Genomic DNA, 22,848 nt, shown 5'->3' with positions numbered 1-22,848 from the left:
CCCCTTCGAGGTGGGTGAGTGGGATCGCGATGCTACGCCCACCTAAAATCCCCCCATGCTTGACATCACCCTGCTCCGCAAAGACCTGGCCTCCGCCGTGGCCGGCCTCGAAAAACGCAAGAAGAACCAGCCGTACCTCGACGTGTCGGCGTTCACCGCGCTCGAGGCCGAGCGCAAGACGCTGCAAACCCGCACCGAGGAAATCCAGGCGCGCCGCAACACGCTGAACAAGCAGATCGGCCCGCTCAAGGCCAAGGGCGAATCGGTCGATGCGCTCATGGCCGAAGTCAACGCGCTGAAGGCCGAGCAGGAATCGCAGTCCAGGCGCCTCGAAGAGATCCAGCCCGCGCTGCACGCGCTGCTGCTCGCCGTGCCCAACCTGCCGCACGCCAGCGTGCCGCTGGGCGAAGACGAGGCCGGCAACGTCGAGATGCGCCGCTGGGCCCCGAAGGGCGGCGCCGGCGCAAATGCCACGCCGCTGGGCTTCGCGCCCAAGGACCACGTCGATCTCGGTGCGCCGCTGGGCCTCGACTTCGAGATGGGCGCCAAGCTCTCGGGCTCGCGCTTCACCGTCATGAAGGGCCCGATCGCCCGCCTGCACCGCGCGCTCGCGCAGTTCATGGTCGACCTGCAGACCGAACAGCACGGCTACACCGAGTGCTACGTGCCGTACGTGGTCAACGCCGCCACGCTCAGCGGCACCGGCCAGCTGCCCAAGTTCGAAGGCGACCTGTTCGCCGCGAAAAAGGGCGGCCAGGACGGCGAGCCCGTGCCCGACCATTCGGCGCTGTATCTCATTCCGACCAGCGAAGTGCCGCTGACCAACTTCGTGCGCGACGAGGTCGTGCCCGAGGCGCAACTGCCCATCAAGCTCACGGCCCATACGCCGTGCTTCCGCTCCGAGGCCGGCAGCGCCGGGCGCGACACGCGCGGCATGATCCGCCAGCACCAGTTCGACAAGGTCGAGATGGTGCAGATCGTGCATCCTGAGAAGAGCTACGACGCGCTCGAGCAGATGGCCGGCCACGCCGAAGCCGTGCTGCAGGCGCTGGAACTGCCGTACCGCCTGGTGCTGCTGTGCACCGGCGACATGGGCTTCACGGCCGCCAAGACCTACGACCTCGAGGTGTGGCTGCCGGCGCAGGACACCTATCGCGAGATCAGCTCGGTCTCGAACTGCGAAGCCTTCCAGGCGCGCCGCTTGCAGGCCCGTTTCAAGAACGCGCAGGGCAAGAACGAACTCGTGCATACCCTCAATGGTTCCGGCCTGGCGGTGGGCCGCGCGCTGGTGGCTGTGCTGGAAAACCACCAGAACGAAGACGGCTCCATCAACGTGCCCGCAGCGTTGCGTCCGTACCTCGGTGGGCTCGAAGTTTTGCGCGGCTGAGACGTGAGGCCTCGAAGCCTCGTTTTTCTCGGCTATAATCTGAGGCTCGACAGCACCGGAGAGGTGGCAGAGTGGTCGAATGTACCTGACTCGAAATCAGGCGTACTAGCGATAGTACCGAGGGTTCGAATCCCTCCCTCTCCTCCAAGAAGTCAATAAACAAGCGCCTTTCGGGGCGCTTTTTTATTTTCTGAACCATTGTTTCCACCCCGCATTCTTCGCTGTCGGCAAAGAACGCCAGGACTGCTTCGAAGGGAGCTGGTGGCGCTCGGGGCGCGAGACTAGGGCCGCTGCATGACTTCCCGTTGACTTCGCTGCCCGGTCCGAGCTGCTTTCCCCGGCTGTCGCCGCCGCGCAAGAGCCAGGTTGGCCGTGATCATGGCCGCGACCAGCGTGATCAGCCACGAGAAGTACACCCACAGCAAGAAGATCGGAAAGGCCGCGAACGCCCCGTACAGCGCCTTGTAGGTCGGCACCTTGACGAGGTAGGTGGCGAAGCCCCGTTTGCCCAGCTCGAAAGCCGTGCTGGCGATCAAGCCGCCCGCGATGGCGTCGCGTAGCCGCACCTTCGTGTTCGGAACGAAATAGAACATGCTCGTCAGTGCGGTCACGCCGAGCACGAGCGGCCCGAGGTCGAGCACGAAGGCGAGCGATGGTGGCAAGGCGCCGATCAGACCCAGGGAAACGCCCAGCACGTACGACGTTGCCCACAGGCTCAGACCCATCACGGGTGGCCCGACGGCCAGCATCAGCAGGTACAGGCCGACCCTTCTGAAGAAGGGCCGATTCCTCCTCACCTCCCACATCTGGTTCAACGCGTTCTCGACGGTCAGCAACATCGCGACGGCGGTCCCCAGCAAGAAGAGCGAGCCGACCCAGGTCAGGCTGCTGGCATTCGCGGCGAACTGGTCCAGATACTTGAGGACCGTGCGCGCGATGTCTGGCGGCAGCAGCCTGCTCAGCAGGAACTCATGAATCGCGTCCTTGAATCGCTTGAAGATCGGGAATCTCGTGAACAGCGCGAAGCTCGTGGCCAGCAAGGGCACGATGGACAGCAAGGTCGTGAATGTCAGGCTTCCGGCGACCTGGGGCAGGCGTTCTTTCCTGGCGCGGTGGATCGTCAGGCGGGTCAGAGTGAACATGTATCGCTGAAAGAGGAGGGGGCGGCTGGCTTCGCGGACGGACAAGCCGCTGCATGCGATTTTGAGGCCTGCAGCTGACGCCTTTCGGCAAGGCCTACCTTCGATGCGTCGTAGATCGAGGCATTCACTCAGCCGCCCCGTTGCCGGATCTTCGGCAAGCACGACAGCAGCGCCTTCACCTGCGGCGAATCGTCGGACTTGCGCCAGATGGCGACCGTCTCGACGATGGTCTTCTCGCCCTTCATGCTGGTAGTCCTCCGTGAAGGCGCGCAGCATCGGCGGCAAGAATGAATAGGCCGGCAGGCTGATGAAGCCGAGCGACAGCGAACCCATGAAGCCCTGAGCGGCCTCCAGGGCACGCTTGCGCATGGTGTCGGCCGGCGGCCAGCACGGCGCGTGCGTCGCGGCGGCCCCGAAGCACTAAGCTTCTGCCCGGCCCGCACGTGACCTTCGAGGTCACGCCCGAGGAATGGCTGCCGGCTTCCGGATCCCGAGTTCCTTTTTTCCCTTCAACCCAACGCACCACATCATGAGCACCACATCACCAGCCCGCATCGCCGTCGTCACCGGAGGCGCCCGCGGCATCGGCCGCGCCGTCGGCGAATGGTTTCTTCGCCACGGCTGCAAGGTCGCCTTGCTCGACTGCGACAGCGCAACGCTCGACAGAACGATCTCGGAGATCGCCCGCCCCGGCGATCTGCTCGGCATCCATTGCGACGTGTCCGATCCGGCGCAGGTCGACCGCGCCGTGGCGGCCGTCGTTGCAAAGTTCGGCCGCGTGGACGCGCTGGTCAACAACGCCGGCGTGGCCATCTTCAAGCCGGTGCTGGAAACCTCCTTCAAGGAATGGCGCACGGTGATGGCCACCAACCTCGATGGCGCCTTCCTCTGTACCCAGGCGTTCGGCGCGGTGATGGCTGGCAACGGCGGCGGTGCCATCGTCAACGTCGCCTCGATCTCCGGGCTGCGGGCCAGCACGCTTCGCGTGGCCTATGGCACCAGCAAGGCCGCGCTCATCCACATGACGAAGCAGCATGCGGTCGAGCTCGGCGATGCCGGCGTGCGCGTGAACGTCATCGCCCCCGGCCCGGTAGAAACCGAAATGGCCAAGCTCGTTCACAGCGTGGCGATCCGCTCCGACTACTACGACGCGATTCCGCTGAACCGCTACGGCACCACCGAGGAGATGGCGAATGTCATCGGCTTCCTGTGCAGCCCCGAAGCGAGCTTCATCAACGGCCAGGTCGTGGCCGTCGACGGTGGCTTCGACGCGGCGGGCGTCGGCCTGCCGACCCTTCGCCGCCGCAAGGCCGAAGCCGGGGCGGAACTGCCAGGGGCCAAGGCATAACGAAACTGCCGTACATCATCGGCTGGGGCCACACGCGCTTCGGCAAGCTCACCAAGAACGACATCCGAACGCGCCTCGTCGAGCGCGGAGAATCGCAGCCGGCCATGCCTGGCTGGCCACCGATCACAATTACGAACCACCAAGGAGACAAACCATGAGCATTTCCCGTCGCACCATTCTTCGCAGCGCCGCCGCGGCCGCCGTTGTCGCCGCCCCCGCGGGCAGCGCCTTCGCGCAAACCAAGGCCGAGTTCACCTACAAGTACGCGAACAACCTGCCGGTGACGCATCCGATGAACCTGCGCGCCAAGGAGATGGCCGATGCGATCCGCACCGAGACCAACGGCCGCGTCAACATCCAGATCTTCCCGAACAACCAGCTCGGCTCCGATACGGACGTGTTGAGCCAGCTGCGCTCGGGCGGCGTCGAGTTCTTCACCCTCTCGGGCCTGATCCTCTCGACGCTGGTGCCGGCGGCATCGATCAGCGGCGTCGGCTTTGCGTTCAAGGACTACCCGAGCGTGTGGAAGGCGATGGATGGCGAACTGGGTGCCTACATCCGCGCGCAGATCGCCAAGGCCGGCATCGTGCCGATGGAAAAGATCTGGGACAACGGCTTTCGCCAGATCACCTCGTCGTCCAGGCCCATCGCGACGCCCGCCGACCTGAAGGGCTTCAAGATCCGCGTGCCGGTGTCGCCGCTGTGGACCTCGATGTTCAAGGCCCTCGATGCGGCGCCGGCGTCGATCAACTTCGCCGAGGTCTATTCCGCGCTGCAGACGAAGATCGTCGACGGGCAGGAGAACCCGCTGGCCATCATCTCGACGGCCAAGCTCTTCGAGGTGCAGAAGTACTGCTCGCTGTCCAACCACATGTGGGACGGCTTCTGGTTCCTGGCCAACCGCCGCGCCTGGGAGAAGCTGCCGGCCGACCTGCGCGCCATCGTTGCCAAGCACATCGACGCGGCCGGCCTGAAGGAGCGCGACGACGTGGCGCAGCTCAACGCCGGGCTGCAGACGGAACTGGCCGGCAAGGGCCTGGCCTTCAACCAGCCGGATGCCGCCGCCTTCCGCGACCAGCTTCGCAAGGCCGGCTTCTATGGCGAATGGAAGGGCAAGTACGGCGACGAGGCATGGGCCCTCCTGGAACGCTCCGTCGGCAAGCTGGCATGAGCGCGATGAGCCCCACCGGCCACGGCGTGCAGGCGTCGCCGGCGGTGAGCCCCGCTTCGCCGGCGGCGCGCATCGACCGCGTTCTCGGGTTCATCGTCGAAGCGTCCGCCGGTGCGCTCGTGCTGGCGGACATCGCCGTGCTGCTGGCCGGCGTCGTGGCGCGCTTCGCGTTCCACAGGCCGCTGGTCTGGTCCGACGAACTCGCCTCGATGCTCTTCATCTGGCTGGCGATGCTCGGTGCCGTGGTCGCCCTGCGGCGCGGCGAGCACATGCGCATGACGGCGCTGGTCTCGCGCCAGGCGCCAGCGCGCCAGCAGTTGCTCGAGGCCATCAGCGTGTGCGCGTCGCTGGCCTTCCTCGCGATGGTGGCCTGGCCGGCGTGGGAATACGCCTCGGAGGAGCGCTTCATCACCACGCCGGCTCTCGAGATCTCGAATGCATGGCGCGCTGCGGCGCTGCCTTGCGGCATCGCCCTGATGATGCTGTTCTCGGTGCTGCGGCTGTTCAAGGAGGCCGACTGGCGCACGGGCACCAAGGCCTTCGCCGCCGTGGCCATCGTGATCGGCGCCTTCGCGCTGGGCCGCGGCGTCTTCGAAGACCTGGGGCGCTACAACCTGCTGATCTTCTTCGTGGGCGTGGTCGGGGCAAGCGTGTTCAGCGGCATTCCCATTGCCTTTGCGTTCGGCCTGGGGACCATCGGCTACCTGGCGCTGGGAACGGACACCGCGCTGCCGGTGATCATCGGCCGCATGGACGAGGGCATGTCGCACCTGATCCTGCTGGCCGTGCCCCTGTTCGTGTTCCTGGGGCTGCTCATCGAAATGACCGGCATGGCCAAGGCCATGATCGCCTTCCTCGCGGGCCTGCTGGGCCACGTGCGCGGCGGCCTGCAGTTCGTGCTGGTCGGGGCGATGTACCTCGTCTCCGGCATCTCGGGGTCGAAGGCCGCCGACATGGCCGCGGTGGCGCCGGCGCTCTTTCCGGAAATGAAGAAGCGCGGCGCCAGCGAGGGCGACCTGGTGGCGCTGCTCTCGGCCACCGGCGCGCAGACCGAGACCGTGCCGCCGAGCCTGGTGCTGATCACCATCGGATCGGTCACGGGCGTCTCGATTGCGGCGCTGTTCACCGGCGGGCTCCTGCCGGCCGTGGTGCTGGGGCTCACGCTGTGCGTCGTTGTCTGGCTGAGGGCGCGGGGCGAGGATCTCAGCCATGTGGAGCGCCCCTCGCGGCGGCAAGTGGCCAAGCTGGCGGCGATTGCAGTGCCGGCGCTGGCATTGCCCTTCATCATCCGCGCGGCTGTCGTCGAAGGCGTGGCCACGGCCACCGAGGTCTCGACCATCGGCATCGTCTATGCCGTGCTGTCGGGCCTGCTGGTGTACCGCCAGTTCGACTGGAAGCGCGTCGGGCCGATGCTGGTGGCGACGGCATCGCTGTCGGGCGCGATCCTGCTGATCATCGGCACCGCGACGGGAATGGCCTGGGGACTGACGCAGTCGGGCTTCTCCAGCTCGCTGGCGCAGGCCATGACCGGGCTGCCGGGTGGCGCGCCGATGTTCCTGGCCGTTTCGCTGGTCACCTTCGTGGTGCTCGGCTCGGTGCTCGAGGGCATCCCGGCCATCGTGCTGTTCGGCCCGCTGCTGTTCCCGATCGCCCGCCAGCTCGGCATCCACGAGGTGCACTACGCCATGGTCGTCGTGCTGTCGATGGGACTGGGGCTGTTCGCGCCGCCGCTGGGCGTGGGCTACTACGCGGCGTGCGCGATCGGGCGGGTGCATCCGGACAAGGGCATCCGGCCCATCGTCGGCTACATGCTTGCGCTGCTGGTCGGCACGGTGCTGGTCGCCGCGGTGCCGTGGCTCTCCATCGGGTTCCTTTGATGGAGCCTGCTCAAGGCGTCGCCGCGCGGCACTGGTAGCTCGACGCCTGCATGCGGTCGCCACCTGCGTAGTGCGGGTACGCGGGGTAGCGGCACATCGGTCGAGACGCCTGAACGGCAAACGGCGGCAGCGGCGCGTTGACCGTTTGCACCAGCGCGTCTGCGGGCGCAGCGCCCGTGCTCACCCATCGGTCCAGCGGATCCAGGAGGTCCACCATCGTCGGCACCGGCGCGCCGCCTCCGACCGCCCGGGAATTGCCGCTGTGTGTCGAGCCCGGTGAAACATACAGCCGCACGGATCTTTCCACGGCCGGTGCTCCCATGCGCGCCACGAGCGCACCGTGGTACTGGATTCCCATGAGGGGGCTCTGTGCGCGGTCGGCGGCGTTCTCGCGCACGATCAGCTTGCCGCCGCGAGCGAAGAATGCCGAAAGGTCCGGGTCGGTGGCGTCGATCATCGCGGAGGTCTTCTGGACCTGCGCCTGGAACTCCTGGGGACGATAGCGGCGCACGTCGTAGTCCTTGTCGCGGGCGACGGCGTAGCGGATCCAGTTGCTGCCGTAGATCCACTGCGTCGAATGGCGCGCCGCATCCGGAGGAGCAATGGGCGCCGCCGTGCCGGAGACCCAGCGCACCATGTTCAGGGCGGAGGGACCGTCGAGGCTGTCCTCATGGCCGTACAACCACTGCGGGTAGGTGGTGAGCCCGTTGGCGATGGGAAAGGGAAAAACATACGGCGAGTGGATGCCGCGGACCAGCCGCAGCTGCGCGTCCGACAGGCATTGCAAGCCTGCATCGCCGCCGCCGGGGCAGCGCAGCGCCTGCAGGTCGACGCGGGCCTGGCAAGCCATGTAGTTGTTGACGACGCCGTCGGCCAGCCCGTCGAGCGCGTCGCAGGCATCGGAGGTGGCTTTCGCGATCAGCGGGACCTTGCCGGCCTGGAGCCAGTCGTCGTGCTGCGGCACCTGGTTGCGCACGAATGCATGGAACAGGCCGGTCCAGTTGATGACGGGCACCACGCTGACGATGCCGTCGTAGTCGGCCGGGAACCGCTGCGCCATCATCATTCCTTCGCGCCCGCCCTCCGAGCCGCCGAAGTAGTACGTGCGCTGCGGCGGTCGTGCGTAGTAGGCGCGCATGAGGTCCACGGCCGCGTCCTTCACCTTCTTGTACGAAGCGAACGCGAAGTTCTCGAGCATCTCGTCGTTCAGCGCAAAGGCGCCTGGCTCGCCGGGAGGGAAGGCGCTCGCCTGGTGGCCCGAGTCCTGGCCAAAGGTCGCATAGCCCCGCGCGATGGGCAGCGGGTCGCCCGGCGCGGCGTCGCGCAAGGGCGCGAGGCCGGTGATCAACACGCCGTTGAAGCCACCGCCGCCGTATTGCAGGGCCTTTCCGTTCCATTCGGTCGGAAGGTTCAGCTGGAAGTTGATGACTTGCGCGGCAGGGTCACGCGATGCGATCGTGCCCGTGACCTTGCAGAACCGGGGAAGGGCCGGCACAAATGCACCGGCGTTGTCCGCTCCTGCCGTGGCGGGCGCCAGCACGGCGGAGGTGACCGAGGCCCTGCCGCTGGGCAAGCCGATGGCGCCCGGTTCGATGACATGGCGTGCCAGTGACGCACAGGAAGTTGCCAACTGCTCGGCGGTCGGCGGCACGGTGCCGCAAGCCGTCAGCGAGAGCCCGGCCGCGGCGAGGGCGGCGTGAGCGAAGGCACGGAGGGTGAAATGGGGCATCGTGTCTCCAGACACCGCTCTGCGGCGGCGCGGCGCCATCTTACGGTCGAAACTGCCGGCGGGCCGTGCGTTCGGCATGGCCCGCCACGGAGTTCACCGCTGCGCAGACACCTCGATCTCCACGCGGCGGTTCGGGGCGAGGCAGTCGATCAGGTCCGAGCGCCTCGTCTGCGCGCAATGCACCTTCGGCTCCGATTCGCCCTTGCCCTGCACCTGCACGGCCTGCGCCGGCACGCCGGCCTGCACCAGGTAGTCGCGCACGGTGTTGGCGCGCGCCAGCGAGAGCGCCTGGTTGTAGCTGTTGCTGCCGAGCCGGTCGGTATGCCCGGTCACCCTGATCGAGTCCACCGGCCTGGCGCTGTTCCTGAGGTCGCGTGCCAGTGCGTCCAGCTTGCGCCGTCCCTCGGGAAGCAGGTCGGCCAGCGAGCGGCCGTCGAAGCGGAACAGGCCGTCGGCGCCGAGCGTCGTCTTTGCAGGCAGAACCACCTGCTGGACGGTAGCGGCCGGCTTCGCCGCGGACATCGGCTTGAGCAGGTCCGCGCAGCCCGGTCCCTTCCAGTACATGCCGTCGGTCAGCACGTCTGCATTGAAGCGGACCATGTACTGGCAGGTGATGTATTCCGGGCCGGCGCCGGTGCGGAAGTGGAAGATGTAGTTCCACTCGCGCACGCCGCCCAGGCCTTCGCGAAAGTGCGGAAAGCCCAGCAGCTCGCGCACCTGGTCCTTGCCCATGCCGGTGCGCATGGCGCGCAGGGCCTCGGGGCTCGGAAAGGCGCCTTGCTGCCATTTGGCCGAGTCCAGCGCGGGGAAGTCCTCGTCCTTCGGCGGTGCCGGGTTCTCCGAAGCGGCCCTGGCCTGCATCTCCGGCGTGATGGTGTAGCTCGGGCTGGCGCAGCCGCCGGCCACGAGTGCCGCGAGGCAGAGTGCGGCGAGCGGTGCGGTACGGACCGTGAAGAAAGTCTTGGCTTGAAGAGGCTTGTTCATGATGGAGTTCGTCCAGTTCATCCGTATGGCGATCAGTTGAAGACCCATTCCGCGCCAACGGTGGCGCCCACCCCGGCACGGCTGGTGGCCACGCCGCCGGTGATGCTCCAGGCGTTGTTCTCGGAGGTGCGCCGGAAACTGATGCCCACCGCGCCCTGGCCCTTGAAGGAGCCCGCGCCGATGCGCATGACCGTCTTGCCCGGAACGTAGCTCGCAGGCATTTGCAGGGCCATGGCCGCGGCAACCCCGGCATAGGCGTTCTTCTCGACGTTGTCGATGCGGCTGTTGGTCGCATCGATGCGGTTGTTCAGGCCGCCGCTGACCGCGTTCAACTGGTTCACGTTGACGGCGTCGGTGCCCGCCACGCCCGGCGCCACGTTGTGCACCGTGACCGGGCCGGTGGCGTTGCTGCCGCCCATCGTCACGCTGTTGTGGTTGATCGTGCCGTCCGCGTTGCTGTCGTACTTGACCGCCGACTGGTCGATCGCAGCGACCGTGCCCTGTACACCCCGCAGCTGCGAGACGTTGACCGCATCGCTGTCGGCCGTGCCCGCGGCCACGCCGCTGATCTGCCGGAACTGGCCGCTGGCTGCATTGCCCACCGATACCGCCGCCAGCGTGCTGGTGGTCGCGCCGATGGCAATGCGCTGCGCGGCAGTGGCGGTGGGCGGGATGTAGCCGGCCACGCCCGCGGCGGTGGAGGCCACCGAGCCCGCGCCCAGCGCCACACCGCCGGCCTGCGTCACGCTGGTGCCCGCGCCCAGCGCCACGCCTTGCACGGCGGCGGCCGACGACTGCGTGCCCAGCGCGATGGAGTCGGCCATGTGCGAGGTCGCGCCCTGGCCGATCGCAATGCCGCCCGGCGCGCTTTGCTGCACCACCGCGCCGTTGCCGATGCCCACGCCGTTGTTGCCGTTGACCACCGTCTGCGGGCCCACGGCCACCGACTCCGCGCCGATGGCCAGCGAGTCCGCCGCGGCGGAGTTGGCGTGGAAGTACAGCGTCGGCGTCACCGCGAAGGACGTCAGCGCGCCCGACAGCTGCCGCACCGTGACCGCGTCCTGCGCTTGCGTGCCGTCGGCCACGTTGGTGATCTGGCGGTAGGTGGTTGCACTGCCGACCGACAGTGCGCCCAGCAGGGTGCGGTCGGTGGTGTTGTAGGAAATCAGCGAACTGCCGGCCGGAATGCTGCCGGTGGAAGGCGCGACCGCCCGGTCGGAGACGGCACCCGAACCGATGGCCACTGCACCGGCAACCGTTGCGCTCGCATCCTTGCCCGACGCGATGGCATCGGCACCCGTCGCACCGAGGTTGTCTTCGTTGCCGCCGCCGGTGGAGTTGACGCTGTAGTACCTGATCTTGTTGGCCGTGACCGTGGTGCTGAGGTTCTCGATCGACTGGTTGGTGGCGAACAGCTGCGAGCCGTTGATGGCATCGGTGCTGGTGCCGGAGATCCGACCGGCCGCCACGTTGGTGATGGTGCGTTCGGCACCGACCGTGCCCACGCTGACCGTGCCCACCGGGGTGGTGCCCTGGAAGTTGTAGGTCGTGCCGTTGATCGTCGTGCTTGCAGTCCCCACGGCAGCGGCCGTGGCCGAACCCGCGCCCAGCGCCACGCTGTTGGCGTCCGCGGCCGTGGCCCCCAGGCCGATGGCCACCGCCGAAGCGCCACCCGCCGCCGCGTTCTTGCCCGACGCGATGGCGTTGGTGCCGGTGGCGCCGAGGTTGTCTTCGTTGGTGCCGCCGGTGGAGTTGACGCTGTAGTACTTGGTCTTGTTGGTCGTGACCGTCGTGCTGAGGTCTTCGATCGACTGGTTGGTGGCGAACAGCTGCGAGCCGTTGATCGCATCGGTGCTGGTGTTGGAGATCCGGCCGGCGGCCACGTTGGTGATCGTGCGCTCTGCGCCCACCGCACCCACGCTCACCGTCGAAGTCGGCGTGGTGCCCTGGAAGTTGTAGGTCTTGCCGTTGATGGTCGCACTGGCCGTGCCGACGGCCGCCGTGGTGATCGAGCCGGAGCCCAGCGCCACATCGCCCGCACTGGCAGTCGCCGTCGCTGCATCGCCGATGGCCACGCTGCCGGCCTTGCCGGCCGTGGAGCCGTTGCCCAGTGCCACCGAGCCCTGGCCGATCGCCTTGTTGCCATTGCCGATGGCGACTGCACCGTTGGCCTGGTTGGCCGCGGTGGCCGAGGCCGTGCCGTCGCTGTTGGCGATGTTGTTGGCACCGCCGGTGAAGGCCCCGGTACCGCTGGCATAGCTCGGATCGCCGATGGCAACCGCCCCGTCGCCGTAGGCCGTGTTGCCCGAGCCGATCGAGATGGCCTTGCCGCCCGTGGCCTTCGCGTTCTTGCCGATGGCCACCGCCTCCGCCGAATCGGCCGTCGCAGTGCTGCCGATGGCGATGGTGTCCGCGGCGCTGGCGCGCGCGCCGTTGCCCATGGCAATACCGCTTGCACCCGCGGCCAGGGCGTTCACGCCGGCAGCCAGGGCATTGATGCCCGTGGCGCCGTCGTTCGCATAGTTCCCCTGCTGCGTGCCGTTGTCGTTCACGCTGTAGTAGTGGATCTTGGACGCATTCACCTGCGTGGTCAGCTGGGTCACGTTCACCGCATCGGTGGGCGCCACGCCGGGCGCCACGTTGGTGATGACCGTGTTGCCGGCATTGATGCCGGTATTGGTCACGCTCGGTCCGCCCGTGATCGTGAGGCCGTTGTTGTTCAGCACCGTGCCGCCGGTGGTCACGCTGGTGAAGTTGGGCGTTGCGCTGGTGGCGATCTGCACCTCCGAGCCGTTCTGCGTGATGGCGACGTTGTCTCCCGCCGTGTAGGTGGCGGTGCCGCCCGGTGCGATGTTCTGCACGCTGGTGCCCGTCGCCGTGCCCGTGCCCGTCCGGGCCGTGGTCATGTTCCAGCCCTTGCTGGCCGTGGAGCCGATGTTGGCCAGCTCGGCGTTGGTGGCGAACAGCTGGCTGCCGTTGATCGCGTCGGTGCTGGTACCGGAGATCCGGCCGGCCGCGACGTTGGTGATCGTGCGCTCGGCGCCCACTGCGCCCACGCTCACAGTGCTCGTCGCGGCGGTGCCCTGGAAGGTGTGGACCGTGCCGTTGACGGTCGCGCTAGGTGTGTTGACCACGGCCGCCGTGACCGAGCCCGAGCCCAGTGCCACGTCGCCCGCGTTGGTGCCCGCCGACGCGCCGGTGCCCAGTGCCACCCCGTTGACGACGCTGGCCGCGGCGCTATTGCCCATGGCCACGCTGCCGGTGGCTGCCTTGGTGGTGCTCGCGCCCACGCCCGCGGCGATGGAGTTGATGCCCAGTGCGCCGTCGTTGTTCACGTTGGCACCGGCCACCCCGTTGTCGTTCACGCTGTAGTACTTGGTCTTGCTGGCTGCCACCGTGCTGGTCAGCTGGGTCACGTTCACCGCATCGGTGGGTGCCACGCCGGGCGCCACGTTGGTGATCACCGTGTTGCCGGCATTGATGCCGGTGTTCGTCACGCTCGGCCCGCCCGTGATCGTGAGGCCGTTGTTGTTCAGCACGGTGCCGCCGGTGGTCACGCTGGTGAAGCTGGGTGTGGCGCTGGTGGCGATCTGCACCTCTGCACCGTTCTGCGTGATGGCGATGTTGTTGCCCGCCGTGTAGGTGGCGGTGCCGCCCGGGGCGATGTTCTGCACGCTGGTGCCGGTGACCGTGCCGGTGCCCGTCTGGCCTGTGGTCACGTTCCAGCCCTTGTTGGCCGTGGTGGCCACGTCGTCGATCGCGGCGTTGGTGGCGAACAGCTGGCTGCCGTTGATCGCGTCGGTGCTGGTGCCGGAGATTCGGCCGGCCGCGACGTTGGTGATGGTGCGCTCGGCGCCCACCGTGCCCACGCTCACCGTCGAAGCCGGCGTGGTGCCCTGGAAGTTGTAGGTCTTGCCGTTGATCACGGTGCTGGCCGTGCCGACCGCAGCGGCCGTCGCGGAGCCGGAGCCCAGTGCCACGCTGTTGGCGTTCGCAGCCGTCGCGCCCAGGCCGATGGCCACTGCCGAGTTCCCCGCCGCCGTCGCGTTCTTGCCCGATGCAATGGCATCGGTGCCCGTGGCGCCGAGGTTGTCCTCGTTGCCGCCGCCGGTGGAGTTCACGCTGTAGTACTTGGTCTTGTTGGCCGCCACCGTGCTGGTCAGCTGGGTCACGTTCACCGCATCGGTGGGCGCCACGCCGGGGGCCACGTTGGTGATGAAAGTGTTGCCGGCATTGATGCCGGTATTGGTCACGCTCGGCCCGCCCGTGATCGTGAGGCCGTTGTTGTTCAGCACCGTGCCGCCGGTGGTCACGCTGGTGAAGTTGGGCGTGGCGCTGGTGGCGATCTGCACCTCCGCACCGTTCTGCGTGATGGCGATGTTGTTGCCCGCCGTGTAGGTGGCGGTACCGCCCGGGGCGATGTTCTGCACGCTGGTGCCCGTGACTGTGCCGGTGCCCGTCTGGCCTGTGGTCACGTTCCAACCCTTGTTGGCCGTGGCGGCCACGTCATCGATCGCGGCGTTGGTGGCGAACAGCTGGCTGCCGTTGATCGCGTCGGTGCTGGTGCCGGAGATCCGGCCGGCCGCAACGTTGGTGATCGTGCGCTCGGCGCCCACCGCGCCCACGCTCACCGTCGAAGCTGGCGTGGTGCCCTGGAAGTTGTACGTCTTGCCGTTGATCACGGCGCTGGCCGTGCCGACGGCCGCAGTCGTGGTCGAGCCGGAGCCCAGTGCCACGTCGCCTGCATTGTTGGCGACCGAATTCGAGCCCAGCGCCACGCTGTCCGCCGCCTTGGCGCTGGCCGTGTCGCCCACGGCGACGCCGCCCGCAGCCGCGACGGACGAGGCATTGCCGAGCGCCGTGGCACGCGCTGCCGCGGCGTTCGCGCCGGGGCCGACGGCCGAGGCGTTCACGCCGGATGCGCTGGCAAATTCGCCGACCGCCAGGCTGTTGGTGGCGCTGGCGGTGGAGAAGGCGCCCACCGCCGTGGAGCCGCTGACGCCCGATGCCACGGCGTTGACGCCAATCGCGGTGCTGCTGACCGCCGACGCCTTGGTGCCGGTGCCGATCGCAATGGCGTCGCCGGCCGATGCGCTCGACTGAAAGCCCTGCGCCACGGACTGATCGCCCGAAGCCGACGCGGCGACGCCCGCTGCCAACGAATTCGCTCCGGTCGCGCCGTTGTTCGTGTAGTTCGCCTGCTGCGTGCCGCCGTCGTTCACGCTGTAGTAGTGGGTGGGCGTGCTGGCCGCGATGGCCTGCACCGCCTGGTTGGTGGCGTAGAGCTGCGAGCCGTTGATGGCATCGGTCGAACTCGACGAGATCCGCCCCGCCGCCACGTTGGTGATGGTCCGCTCGTTGCCCCCGCTGCCCACGCTGATCGTGCTGGTTGGCGTAGTGCCGGCGAAGTTGTAGGTGGTACCGCCGATCACCGCGCTGGCCGTGCCCACCGCAGCGGCCGTCACGGAGCCCGAGCCCAGCGCCACGTCCCTTGCATTGTTGGCAATGGCCGTATCGCCGAGGGCGACGGCGCCCGCCGCCAGCGCCTTGCTGGTGCTGCCGAGCGCGACGCTGCCCTGGCCGACCACGATGTTCTGGAAGCCGATGCCCACCGCGCCGCGCGCCGCCGTGCCGGCAGTGCCGACCGCCTGGCCGCCGCCGCCGACCATGTTGGTGTTGCCCATGGCCACGGAGCCGTCGCCCGTGGCTGTGTTGTCCAGGCCATTCGCAATCGCGCCGTTGCCGGTGGCGGTGTTCGGGTCGCCGATCGCCACGGCGCCATTGCCGTTGGCAACGTTGCCGGCGCCGATGGCCACTGCTCTGCCGCCGGTGGCCGTCGAGCCGGTGCCGATCGAGACTGCATCGCCGGAATTGGCGATCGCGCCGTTGCCCATGGCGATCGCATTGAGCGCCGAGGCCTTGGCGCTGCTGCCGATCGCGATCGCCTGCGCTGCAGTTGCACTGGCGAGCGCGCCCAGTGCGGTGGCGTTCTGGTCGGACGCCAGTGTGCCGAACCCCAACGCGGTTGCGCGTGCGACAGTCGCCGTGGCGTTGTTGCCCATTGCCACGGTGCCGTCGGCCGCGGCATTGGCCCCCGACCCTGCCGCGACCGAACCCACGCCACCCGAAACAGCCTGATTGCCCATGGCCAGCGAGAAGTCGGCCGAGGCATTGGCGAGGTTGCCGAGCGCTGCTGAACTGATGCCTGCCGCGTTGGCCCGTGTGCCGATGGCCGCGGAATCGGTGCCTCCCGCCTGAACTCCCCAGCCGCCGGCGAACGCACGCGCACCGGTGGCCGTCGAGCTGACGCCGACCGCGGTGGAGTTCGTGCCAGCGGCATTGGCGAAGGTGCCCAGGGCGCTGGCGCCGGCAGCAGTAGCTTGCGCGGCGGCGCCAAGCGCGACTGCGTTGGTGTTGCTCGCGACTGTGCCGGAGCCAAGCGCCACTGCTGCGGCGCCCGAAGCCGCGGCGTTCGGGCCGAGAGCTGCCGAATTCGCCGCGGTTGCTCTGCTCTGGAAGCCGAGGGCGGTAGTGTTGGTCTGGGATGCCGTCACGTCGGTGCCGATGGCAACGGCACCGACCCCTGTGGCCCCCGTGCCCGCAACCGTGCGCGAGCCGAGGTAGAGCGAATTCAGCTGGGTCGCGATCGACTGGAAGCCGATGGCAACGGCATTCTGGGCTGTCGCGGTGGCGGAAGTACCTTGGGCGACGGTATCCAATGCGGCCGCGTTCACCTGGTACCCCAGGGCGACGCTGCGCAATCCGGCCGCACTTGAGCCTGCGCCCAAGGAGACGGCGTTGGCCCCGCTGGCAACCGCAAGCGTGCCCATTGCAACGGCATTGCCGCCGCTGGCGGTCACGTCCGTGCCAATTCCGATGGCGCCGCCGGCGAGTGCACCTGTCGTGGGTCCGGTACGAGCGCCCAGATAGATGGAGTTGATGGCCGAGGAATAAGCCTGAAAGCCCAGGGAAATGGAATTCTGTCCGGAGCTCAGGGAGGCATATCCCACTGCGAGCCCGCCGAGCAATTGGGCTTGCGCGCTAGCACCCAGCGCGGTGGCTCCGATCCCCGATGCCGCGGCGCCAAAGCCCATGCATGAGGCGGTGCTGTTGTACGCGTTGTAAGGCGCTGGAGTGCAAGTCACCGACTGTGCCAGCGCCAGCGAAGACCACCCGATCCCGCCTAGCGCCAGCAGCGCGCTCACGATCCCGGCCCTCAAGTGTCCCGATGCGGGCGATGTCAGCGCGCCGGTCGCGCCGGCGGCCGCCACGGAACTCCCGCTGCGCTTGCCACAGGCCCGTGTGTTTTCCGACGCGGCGACCCAGGCGCCAAGGGATTCATTCCAGAGTGAGCGATAAGTTCTATTCATGACCCCATCCATCCAATTAAAAAAACAGTGATCGGTCCTAGGACCTTGTCCCTGCGCACTATTTGTTAGTTATTGCAAACAAATGTTAATTGGAGGGTGGGCGATTGCAATCTGCCTTGTCGCTTTTAGGAGGCAGTTTGTCGAATTGATTTAAATTTTCAAACGCAGATTATTTATTAATAGTAATAACAAGTTACTAAAGAATTGAATGTTTACCATGGAAACTTCCTTTGTCAATCGTAGATTTTGGTGGTAATGAATATCTGTTTCTCGCAGGAGAAAAGGAACCGATAGCTCTTTTTAGTGCATCGTTCTACTTGCGAGATATTTATGGAAACGATGTTCCATGGCAGTCATGCCGCTTGACAAGGCCCGCGATCGGCCTCGTGCGAAATTTGGAAGACCGTTCCGCCCCGGGGAGTCAACCGACCGGCGACCGGCGCGTCACCGCGCTCTGGAACTCTTCGACCGAGGCAAGCAGCGGCGATGCCTTCCAGCACACGAGTTGCACGCCTTCCTCCGGTTGCATGCGCTCCAGGCAGAGGGCGACGGCATGCGCGTTGTCCGGCTGGAGCTGCCAGAACTGCCAGCGCGCAGCTGAATCGTCGAGGTCGTCCTCGAAGCCGATTGCCACCTCATGCGCGCCTTCGAAACCGAAGGAGAACCGGTCCAGCGGAAGCGACAACCCCATGCCGCGCGCCTTGATGTAGCTTTCCTTGAGCGTCCAGAGATCCCAGAACCGGGAGGGCTGAAGCTCGGCCGGAAGCTGCTGCAGCGCCTGCGCCTCGTGGGCGGAAAAGAACTGCTGCGCAACCTCCAGCGGGGCGGCCCTGGCCGTGTGCTCGACGTCCACGCCCACTTCGCGCTCGACCGTCAGCGCCACCACGATGAGCGAGGCGCTGTGCGAAATGTTGAAGCGAAGACGCTGCGCCTGCGGCAGCGCATTGGCGATCCGCGGGCGCCCATAGGCGTTGGTTTCGAACCGCCAGTCGCGCGGCGCGATGGGTGCGTAGCGGGAGAGCAGCGAGCGGATCAGCCACCGCGTCATGAGGTACCGGCGCCTGTCGCGGGCGAAGTGGAAGCGCCCGTGCTTTTCGCGCTCCTCGGGCGTCAGCAGGGCCATGCCTTCTTCGTGGGCGGGGTCGTCCTGTTCGGGAACGTACAGGTGCCACAGGTGGACCTGGCGCGAGTCGATCTGCAGTTGCATTCGCAATTCTTGCTTGATTTTTCAACTCGTCCGGCGGGTTCTTCAGCTGGGCTTAAGGTGGCCCGCCCATACTGGTGTCGACGGTCTGCTGGCGTTGGTAGAGGTCGCTCAGGCACCCACCCATTGGGGGTGGTTCCTCGAGGCCGGCGATCGTCACATTTTCAGGAAAAGGCCCTTGGCACCGCTGGCTGGAACATTGAGCCGCGGCTCCCGGAGAACTATTCTTCGATCTGCCATGGCCCACAAATTCTCCGACTTCGATCTCCCCGAAGGCTGGACTTGCCAAGTGGACCTCAAGAAGGCCCCGGAAGGCACCTGCGCCGGCAAGGCCGAACTCCGCCAGGGGCGGGTGCAGCGCTGCGTGTTCGTGCTGGCGCAGCAGCCTTCGCGCGAAGCCGCGCTCGAACGGGTCAGGTTCCGTGCACGGTTTTTCGTGGACGAATGGATGACCCGCCCTGGGGGGCGTGATCCTCAGGCCTGACACGCCCGCGGAAAGGCGTTGTCCGTCAGCAATCCGCGCCTGCCGCTGGCGCACCCCGCCCGCGCGCGCGAAAAGACTCGGGCTCTTGCCAAAGACCTCCAAGCACCCCTCCGGACGGCTCCATGCCGACCGCCTCATCGGCGACTACGCGCTCATCGGCTCGACCCACAGCGCGGCGCTGGTGCACCGCGGCGGCGACATCGAATGGCTGTGCCTGCCGCGCTTCGATTCCGCGGCCATGTTCGCCAGCCTGCTCGGCGACGAGCGCAACGGGCACTGGACGATGCGTGCCAAGGACCGCAATGCGCGCATCACCCGGCGCTACCTGCCCGGCACCGTGGTGCTCGAGACCACGATCCGCACGGCCAAGGGCGTGGCCATCGTCACCGACTTCATGCCCCGCCCCGCCATCGACGGCACGCACGAGGTGGTGCGCATCGTGCGGGGCGTGCGCGGCATCGTCGCCATGCACACCGAGTTCCGCATCCGCTTCAACTACGGCGAGTGGTGCCCGTGGATGGAGCGGCGTGACGGCGCGGTGTTCGCCACCGCCGGGCCCGACTCGGTGCGCATCAGCTCCGGCGTGCCGCTGACCAACGAGAACTTCGCGAGCTTTGCCGACTTCTCCGTCTCGGCGGGGCAGTCGATCGCGTTCAGCCTCGACTGGTTTCCGTCGCACCTGAAGCCGCCGGTGACGCGCGACGCCAGCGCGCTGCTGGCGCGCACCGTGATCGAGTGGAGCGCATGGACCGGGCGCTGCGGCTACGGCGGCGAATTCCACGAGCCTGTGATGCGCTCGCTGCTCACGCTCAAGGCGCTCACCTACGAGCCCACCGGCGGCATCGTCGCCGCGCCGAGCACTTCGCTGCCCGAGCGGCCCGGCGGCGAGCGCAACTGGGACTACCGCTTCTGCTGGCTGCGCGACGCGGCGCTCACGCTCTACGCGCTGATTGGCTCGGGCTACGTCGAGGAGGCCAGCGCATGGCGCTGGTGGCTGATGCGGGCGGTGGGTGGCTCGCCCGAGGAGCTGCAGGTGATGTACGGCCTGCACGGCGAACGCTCGCTCACCGAGCTCGAGCTCGGCTGGCTGCCGGGCTACGAGAACAGCCGGCCGGTGCGCATCGGCAATGGCGCGCACGGACAGCGGCAGCTCGACGTGTACGGCTCGGTCATCGCGGCCTTCCATGCGGCGCGCAAGGCCGGGCTGGCGGACATGGACAAGGTGTGGCCGCTGGAGCGCGCCGTCGCGAAGCAGCTGACGGCGCTGTGGAAGGAGCCCGACTGCGGCCTCTGGGAAGTGCGCGGCGAGCCGCGCCACTTCGTGCACTCCAAGATCATGTGCTGGCTGGCCTTCGACCGGATGATCGCGAGCGCGACGGAATACGGGCTCGAAGGCCCTGTCGAGCGCTGGCGCGAGGTGCGCGACGAGATCCACGCCGAAGTCTGCGCACGCGGCTACGACGCCGGGCGCAATTCTTTCGTGCAGTTCTACGGCGCTGACACGGTGGACGCGGCGCTGCTGTGGATGCCGCTGATCGGCTTCCTGCCCATTCACGACGAGCGCGTGCAGGGCACCATCGCGCGCATCGAGAAGGAGCTGATCTTCAACGGGCTGGTGTACCGCTACCGCACCGAGAAGGGCGTGGACGGCCTCGAAGGCGGGGAGGGCGCTTTCCTCGCGTGCAGCTTCTGGTTGTCGAACGTGTACGTGGCCATGGGCAGGATGCGCAAGGCGCGGGCGCTGTTCAAGCGCCTGCTGGCGCTGGGCAACGACCTGGGCCTGTTCGCCGAGGAGTACGACCCCGTCGCACAGCGGCAGCTCGGCAATTTTCCGCAGGCGTTCTCGCACATCGGGCTGATCAACAGCGCGCATGCGCTGGTGTCGGCGGCCGGCGGCGTGTGGGAGTTGGCGGACCTCGACGGCAAGGCGCAGCCGAAGAAGCCAAACAAGACGGCGAGGAAGAAGACGCCGCTCAGGCGGCCGCGAGCGCGAACTCCTCGGCGCTGAACACGGTGTGGAAGACCGTGCCGTCGAACATCTCGAAGAGCTTCTTCGAGACCTCGCGGCTCTCGTAGCGCACGGGCGAATCGAGCGCGATGGCGATGTCCTCGCGGCTCGCATAGCGGATCGACAGCACCATTGCCAGTTCGGGATCGCTCACGTCGCTTTCGAGCTGGCGCAGCACGCGCACCTCGAGCGCGCCGGGGAAGCGGGTCCACAGCGGCACGAGCTTTTCGTGCACGTGGCGGTCGAATGCTTCTTCCATGCCGGCCTTGACCCGGCCCCTGAAAAACGCGCAGCGGATGAACATGGGTTTTCTTCTTTCCTGGTTGAAATCCGTGGGTGCGGCCGTTTCAGCCGCGGGCGTAGCCGTCGAACTGCCGCATCATGGCCGCCGTGTCTTCGGCACCGAGCCCGGCCGCAACGAAGCTGCGGTGCAGTTCCGAGACGGCGCCCGCCAGCGGCATCGGCAGGCGCTGGCCCTGCGAGAAGGCCTGCACCGCCTCGAGGTCCTTCAGCATGTTGTCGATGCGCCCGGTAGGCGTGTAGTCGCGCGCGGCCATCTTGGGGCCGAACTCGCGCAGAATCTGGCTGTCGGCGCGGCCGCCGGCCAGCGCGGCGGGCAGCTTCGAGGCATCGACGCCGCCGGCCTCGGCCAGCCGCACCGCCTCGGCCACGGCCTGGAAGCCGATGGCGCAGAGCAGCTGGTTGACGAGCTTGGTGGTCTGGCCCGCGCCGCTGTCGCCCATGCGGGTGTAGTTGGCGCACAGGCTGTCCATCACGGCGCATGCGCGCTGCACGTCTTCGGCGCTGCCGCCGGCCATCACCGTGAGCTGCCCGAGCAGCGCCTTGGGCGCGCCGCCGGAGAGCGGTGCGTCGACGAAGCCCATGCCCGTGCGCTCGCGCAGCGACTGCGCGAGCCGGCGCGTGGACGGCGGGTCGATGGACGACATGTCGATCAGCAGCCGCTTCGCATCGACCGGCGCAGTGGCGATGCCGGCCTCGCCGAAGATCGCGCGCTCCACCACCGCCGCCGAGTTGAGGCTGGTGATCACGAAGTCGCTGGCCGCTGCTGCCGCCTGCGCGGTGCCGGCGGCCTGCGCGCCATGCGCCTGCAGCGCCGCGACCTTGGCCGTATCGAGATCGAACACGTTCACCCGGTGCCCGCATTCGAGCAGCCGGCGCGCGATGGCCGTGCCCATGATGCCCACGCCGATCACGGCGACGCGCTGGCTGGGGGCAGGTGCGGTCGTCATGCGGAGGCTTTCATCATGCAGTGCACGGTGCTACAGGCTCGCGGTGATGCCGCCATCCACATACAGGATGTGGCCGTTGACGAAGCTCGACGCCTCCGAAGCCAGGAAGATGGCCGCGCCGCCCAGCTCTTCCACGTCGCCCCAGCGGCCGGCGGGCGTGCGGCCCGAGAGCCACGCCGTGAAGGCCTCGTCGGCCACCAGCGCCTGCGTGAGTTCGGTCTTGAAGTAGCCCGGCCCGAGGCCGTTGACCTGGATGCCGTGCTTGCCGAGGTCGATCGCCATGCCCTTGGTGAGCATCTTCACTGCGCCCTTGGTGGCGGCGTAGGGCGCAATGCCCGGGCGGCCCAGCTCGCTCTGCACCGAGCACACGTTGATGATCTTGCCGCGCTTGCGCTCGATCATGCGCTGGGCCACGAAGCGGCCGACCAGGAACACGCTGTCGATGTTGGTGGTGACTATCTTGTGCCAGGCATCGACCGGGAATTCGGCGAACGCGCCGCGGTGCTGCATGCCGGCGTTGTTGACGAGGATGTCGATGGCGCCGATGTCGGCCTCGATGGCGGCCACGCCCGCCTCCACCGCGGCGGCGTCGGTCACGTCGAAGGCCATGGCCTCTGCCGCAATGCCCTTGGCGCGCAGGGCGTCGCGGGCGGCGGTGAGCGCCGCTGCGTCGCGTGCATTGAGCACCACGCGCGCCCCGGCGTTGCCCAGCGCCGCGGCCAGCGCGAAGCCGATGCCCTTGCTGGAGCCGGTGATGAGGGCGGTGCGCCCGGAAAGGTCGAACAGTTTCAAGGGAGGCTCCTGGTCCATGACAGCCGGAGAAGTTACCGGTATCTTTTGGAGTCGTCAATGGGTAAAACCTGCGCTGGCGTTATCTCTTGCGGGCGATTAAAG

The 22,848-nt window shown here is 67.7% G+C and carries 14 protein-coding genes, 1 tRNA gene and 1 pseudogene; 7 read left to right on the top strand and 9 right to left on the bottom strand.

Going from position 1 to position 22,848, the window contains the following annotated elements; all coding sequences use genetic code 11:
* Positions 1-55 precede the first annotated feature (55 nt).
* On the top strand, positions 56-1,387 hold the full coding sequence (gene serS / locus ASD05_RS15240) for a serine--tRNA ligase (protein WP_056593758.1): 1,332 nt from the start codon (positions 56-58) through the stop codon (positions 1,385-1,387).
* Positions 1,388-1,444: 57 nt separating this feature from the next.
* A tRNA-Ser gene (locus ASD05_RS15235) sits at positions 1,445-1,534 on the top strand.
* Positions 1,535-1,668: 134 nt separating this feature from the next.
* Here the strand turns inward: ASD05_RS15235 and ASD05_RS15230 are convergent.
* Positions 1,669-2,898 carry a YihY family inner membrane protein gene (locus ASD05_RS15230; protein ID WP_235507970.1) on the bottom strand — a complete coding sequence of 410 codons (1,230 nt, stop codon included), beginning with the start codon at positions 2,896-2,898 and terminating at the stop codon, positions 1,669-1,671.
* A 160-nt stretch (positions 2,899-3,058) separates the two neighbouring features.
* Here ASD05_RS15230 and ASD05_RS15225 point away from each other — a divergent pair, with 160 nt between their 5' ends.
* The 3 genes from ASD05_RS15225 to ASD05_RS15215 all read left to right on the top strand — a co-directional run bounded on the left by ASD05_RS15225 (position 3,059) and on the right by ASD05_RS15215 (position 6,925).
* Positions 3,059-3,877, top strand: a complete 819-nt coding sequence (locus ASD05_RS15225) for an SDR family NAD(P)-dependent oxidoreductase (RefSeq protein ID WP_056594483.1) — start codon at positions 3,059-3,061, stop codon at positions 3,875-3,877.
* 154 nt (positions 3,878-4,031) lie between these two features.
* Positions 4,032-5,048, top strand: coding sequence for a TRAP transporter substrate-binding protein (locus ASD05_RS15220; protein ID WP_056593755.1), 1,017 nt, complete (start codon positions 4,032-4,034; stop codon positions 5,046-5,048).
* A 5-nt stretch (positions 5,049-5,053) separates the two neighbouring features.
* Positions 5,054-6,925 carry a TRAP transporter large permease subunit gene (locus ASD05_RS15215; RefSeq protein ID WP_413749734.1) on the top strand — a complete coding sequence of 624 codons (1,872 nt, stop codon included), beginning with the start codon at positions 5,054-5,056 and terminating at the stop codon, positions 6,923-6,925.
* Between the two features lie 10 nt (positions 6,926-6,935).
* On the opposite strand, the gene ASD05_RS15210 is transcribed toward ASD05_RS15215, so the two are convergent.
* From ASD05_RS15210 to ASD05_RS15195, 5 genes and pseudogenes are all read right to left on the bottom strand, one after another.
* Positions 6,936-8,654 carry a tannase/feruloyl esterase family alpha/beta hydrolase gene (locus ASD05_RS15210; RefSeq protein ID WP_082572081.1) on the bottom strand — a complete coding sequence of 573 codons (1,719 nt, stop codon included), beginning with the start codon at positions 8,652-8,654 and terminating at the stop codon, positions 6,936-6,938.
* 93 nt (positions 8,655-8,747) lie between these two features.
* Positions 8,748-9,638 (bottom strand): OmpA family protein, encoded by an 891-nt coding sequence (locus tag ASD05_RS15205; protein WP_235507969.1) that lies wholly within the window; start codon positions 9,636-9,638, stop codon positions 8,748-8,750.
* A 32-nt stretch (positions 9,639-9,670) separates the two neighbouring features.
* Positions 9,671-16,498, bottom strand: a complete 6,828-nt coding sequence (locus tag ASD05_RS15200; protein WP_414930048.1) for an adhesin — start codon at positions 16,496-16,498, stop codon at positions 9,671-9,673.
* 384 nt (positions 16,499-16,882) lie between these two features.
* Positions 16,883-17,008, bottom strand: a pseudogene (locus tag ASD05_RS31055) (ESPR domain-containing protein); the annotation flags it as partial.
* A gap of 421 nt (positions 17,009-17,429) precedes the next feature.
* Positions 17,430-18,215 (bottom strand): 4'-phosphopantetheinyl transferase family protein, encoded by a 786-nt coding sequence (locus tag ASD05_RS15195; RefSeq protein WP_056593743.1) that lies wholly within the window; start codon positions 18,213-18,215, stop codon positions 17,430-17,432.
* Between the two features lie 235 nt (positions 18,216-18,450).
* Between ASD05_RS15195 and ASD05_RS15190 the strand changes: the two genes are divergently transcribed.
* Together ASD05_RS15190 and ASD05_RS15185 are read left to right on the top strand one after the other, a co-directional pair.
* Entirely contained in the window at positions 18,451-18,696 is a 246-nt protein-coding gene (locus ASD05_RS15190; RefSeq protein WP_056593739.1) for a hypothetical protein, read from the top strand.
* Between the two features lie 85 nt (positions 18,697-18,781).
* Entirely contained in the window at positions 18,782-20,704 is a 1,923-nt protein-coding gene (locus ASD05_RS15185; RefSeq protein ID WP_082572069.1) for a glycoside hydrolase family 15 protein, read from the top strand.
* Here the strand turns inward: ASD05_RS15185 and ASD05_RS15180 are convergent.
* Genes ASD05_RS15180 through ASD05_RS15170 form a run of 3 tightly spaced genes read right to left on the bottom strand, consistent with a single transcriptional unit; the run spans position 20,670 to position 22,764 of the window.
* Positions 20,670-21,008 carry a hypothetical protein gene (locus ASD05_RS15180; protein WP_056512319.1) on the bottom strand — a complete coding sequence of 113 codons (339 nt, stop codon included), beginning with the start codon at positions 21,006-21,008 and terminating at the stop codon, positions 20,670-20,672. The genes ASD05_RS15185 and ASD05_RS15180 overlap by 35 nt on opposite strands.
* Before the next feature lie 43 nt (positions 21,009-21,051).
* Complete coding sequence (locus ASD05_RS15175; RefSeq protein ID WP_056593735.1) at positions 21,052-21,954, bottom strand: NAD(P)-dependent oxidoreductase; 903 nt, start codon at positions 21,952-21,954, stop codon at positions 21,052-21,054.
* 30 nt (positions 21,955-21,984) lie between these two features.
* Complete coding sequence (locus ASD05_RS15170) at positions 21,985-22,764, bottom strand: SDR family oxidoreductase (protein WP_200955432.1); 780 nt, start codon at positions 22,762-22,764, stop codon at positions 21,985-21,987.
* Positions 22,765-22,848 lie beyond the last annotated feature (84 nt).

This window comes from Variovorax sp. Root434, assembly GCF_001426595.1.
GTDB lineage: Bacteria > Pseudomonadota > Gammaproteobacteria > Burkholderiales > Burkholderiaceae_C > Variovorax.
Note: the sequence above shows the minus strand (reverse complement) of the source record. Positions and strands in the feature narration are given on the sequence as shown.

What these genes read in the sequence shown, in the direction of transcription:
- ASD05_RS15230 (WP_235507970.1), bottom strand. Translation starts at nt 2,898, where the DNA reads ATGCGCAAGCGTGCCCTGGAGGCCGCTCAGGGCTTCATGGGTTCGCTG.
- ASD05_RS15180 (WP_056512319.1), bottom strand. Translation starts at nt 21,008, where the DNA reads ATGTTCATCCGCTGCGCGTTTTTCAGGGGCCGGGTCAAGGCCGGCATG.
- ASD05_RS15210 (WP_082572081.1), bottom strand. Translation starts at nt 8,654, where the DNA reads ATGCCCCATTTCACCCTCCGTGCCTTCGCTCACGCCGCCCTCGCCGCG.
- serS (WP_056593758.1), top strand. Translation starts at nt 56, where the DNA reads ATGCTTGACATCACCCTGCTCCGCAAAGACCTGGCCTCCGCCGTGGCC.
- ASD05_RS15195 (WP_056593743.1), bottom strand. Translation starts at nt 18,215, where the DNA reads ATGCAACTGCAGATCGACTCGCGCCAGGTCCACCTGTGGCACCTGTAC.
- ASD05_RS15190 (WP_056593739.1), top strand. Translation starts at nt 18,451, where the DNA reads ATGGCCCACAAATTCTCCGACTTCGATCTCCCCGAAGGCTGGACTTGC.
- ASD05_RS15215 (WP_413749734.1), top strand. Translation starts at nt 5,054, where the DNA reads ATGAGCCCCACCGGCCACGGCGTGCAGGCGTCGCCGGCGGTGAGCCCC.
- ASD05_RS15205 (WP_235507969.1), bottom strand. Translation starts at nt 9,638, where the DNA reads ATGAACAAGCCTCTTCAAGCCAAGACTTTCTTCACGGTCCGTACCGCA.
- ASD05_RS15175 (WP_056593735.1), bottom strand. Translation starts at nt 21,954, where the DNA reads ATGACGACCGCACCTGCCCCCAGCCAGCGCGTCGCCGTGATCGGCGTG.
- ASD05_RS15220 (WP_056593755.1), top strand. Translation starts at nt 4,032, where the DNA reads ATGAGCATTTCCCGTCGCACCATTCTTCGCAGCGCCGCCGCGGCCGCC.
- ASD05_RS15225 (WP_056594483.1), top strand. Translation starts at nt 3,059, where the DNA reads ATGAGCACCACATCACCAGCCCGCATCGCCGTCGTCACCGGAGGCGCC.
- ASD05_RS15170 (WP_200955432.1), bottom strand. Translation starts at nt 22,764, where the DNA reads ATGGACCAGGAGCCTCCCTTGAAACTGTTCGACCTTTCCGGGCGCACC.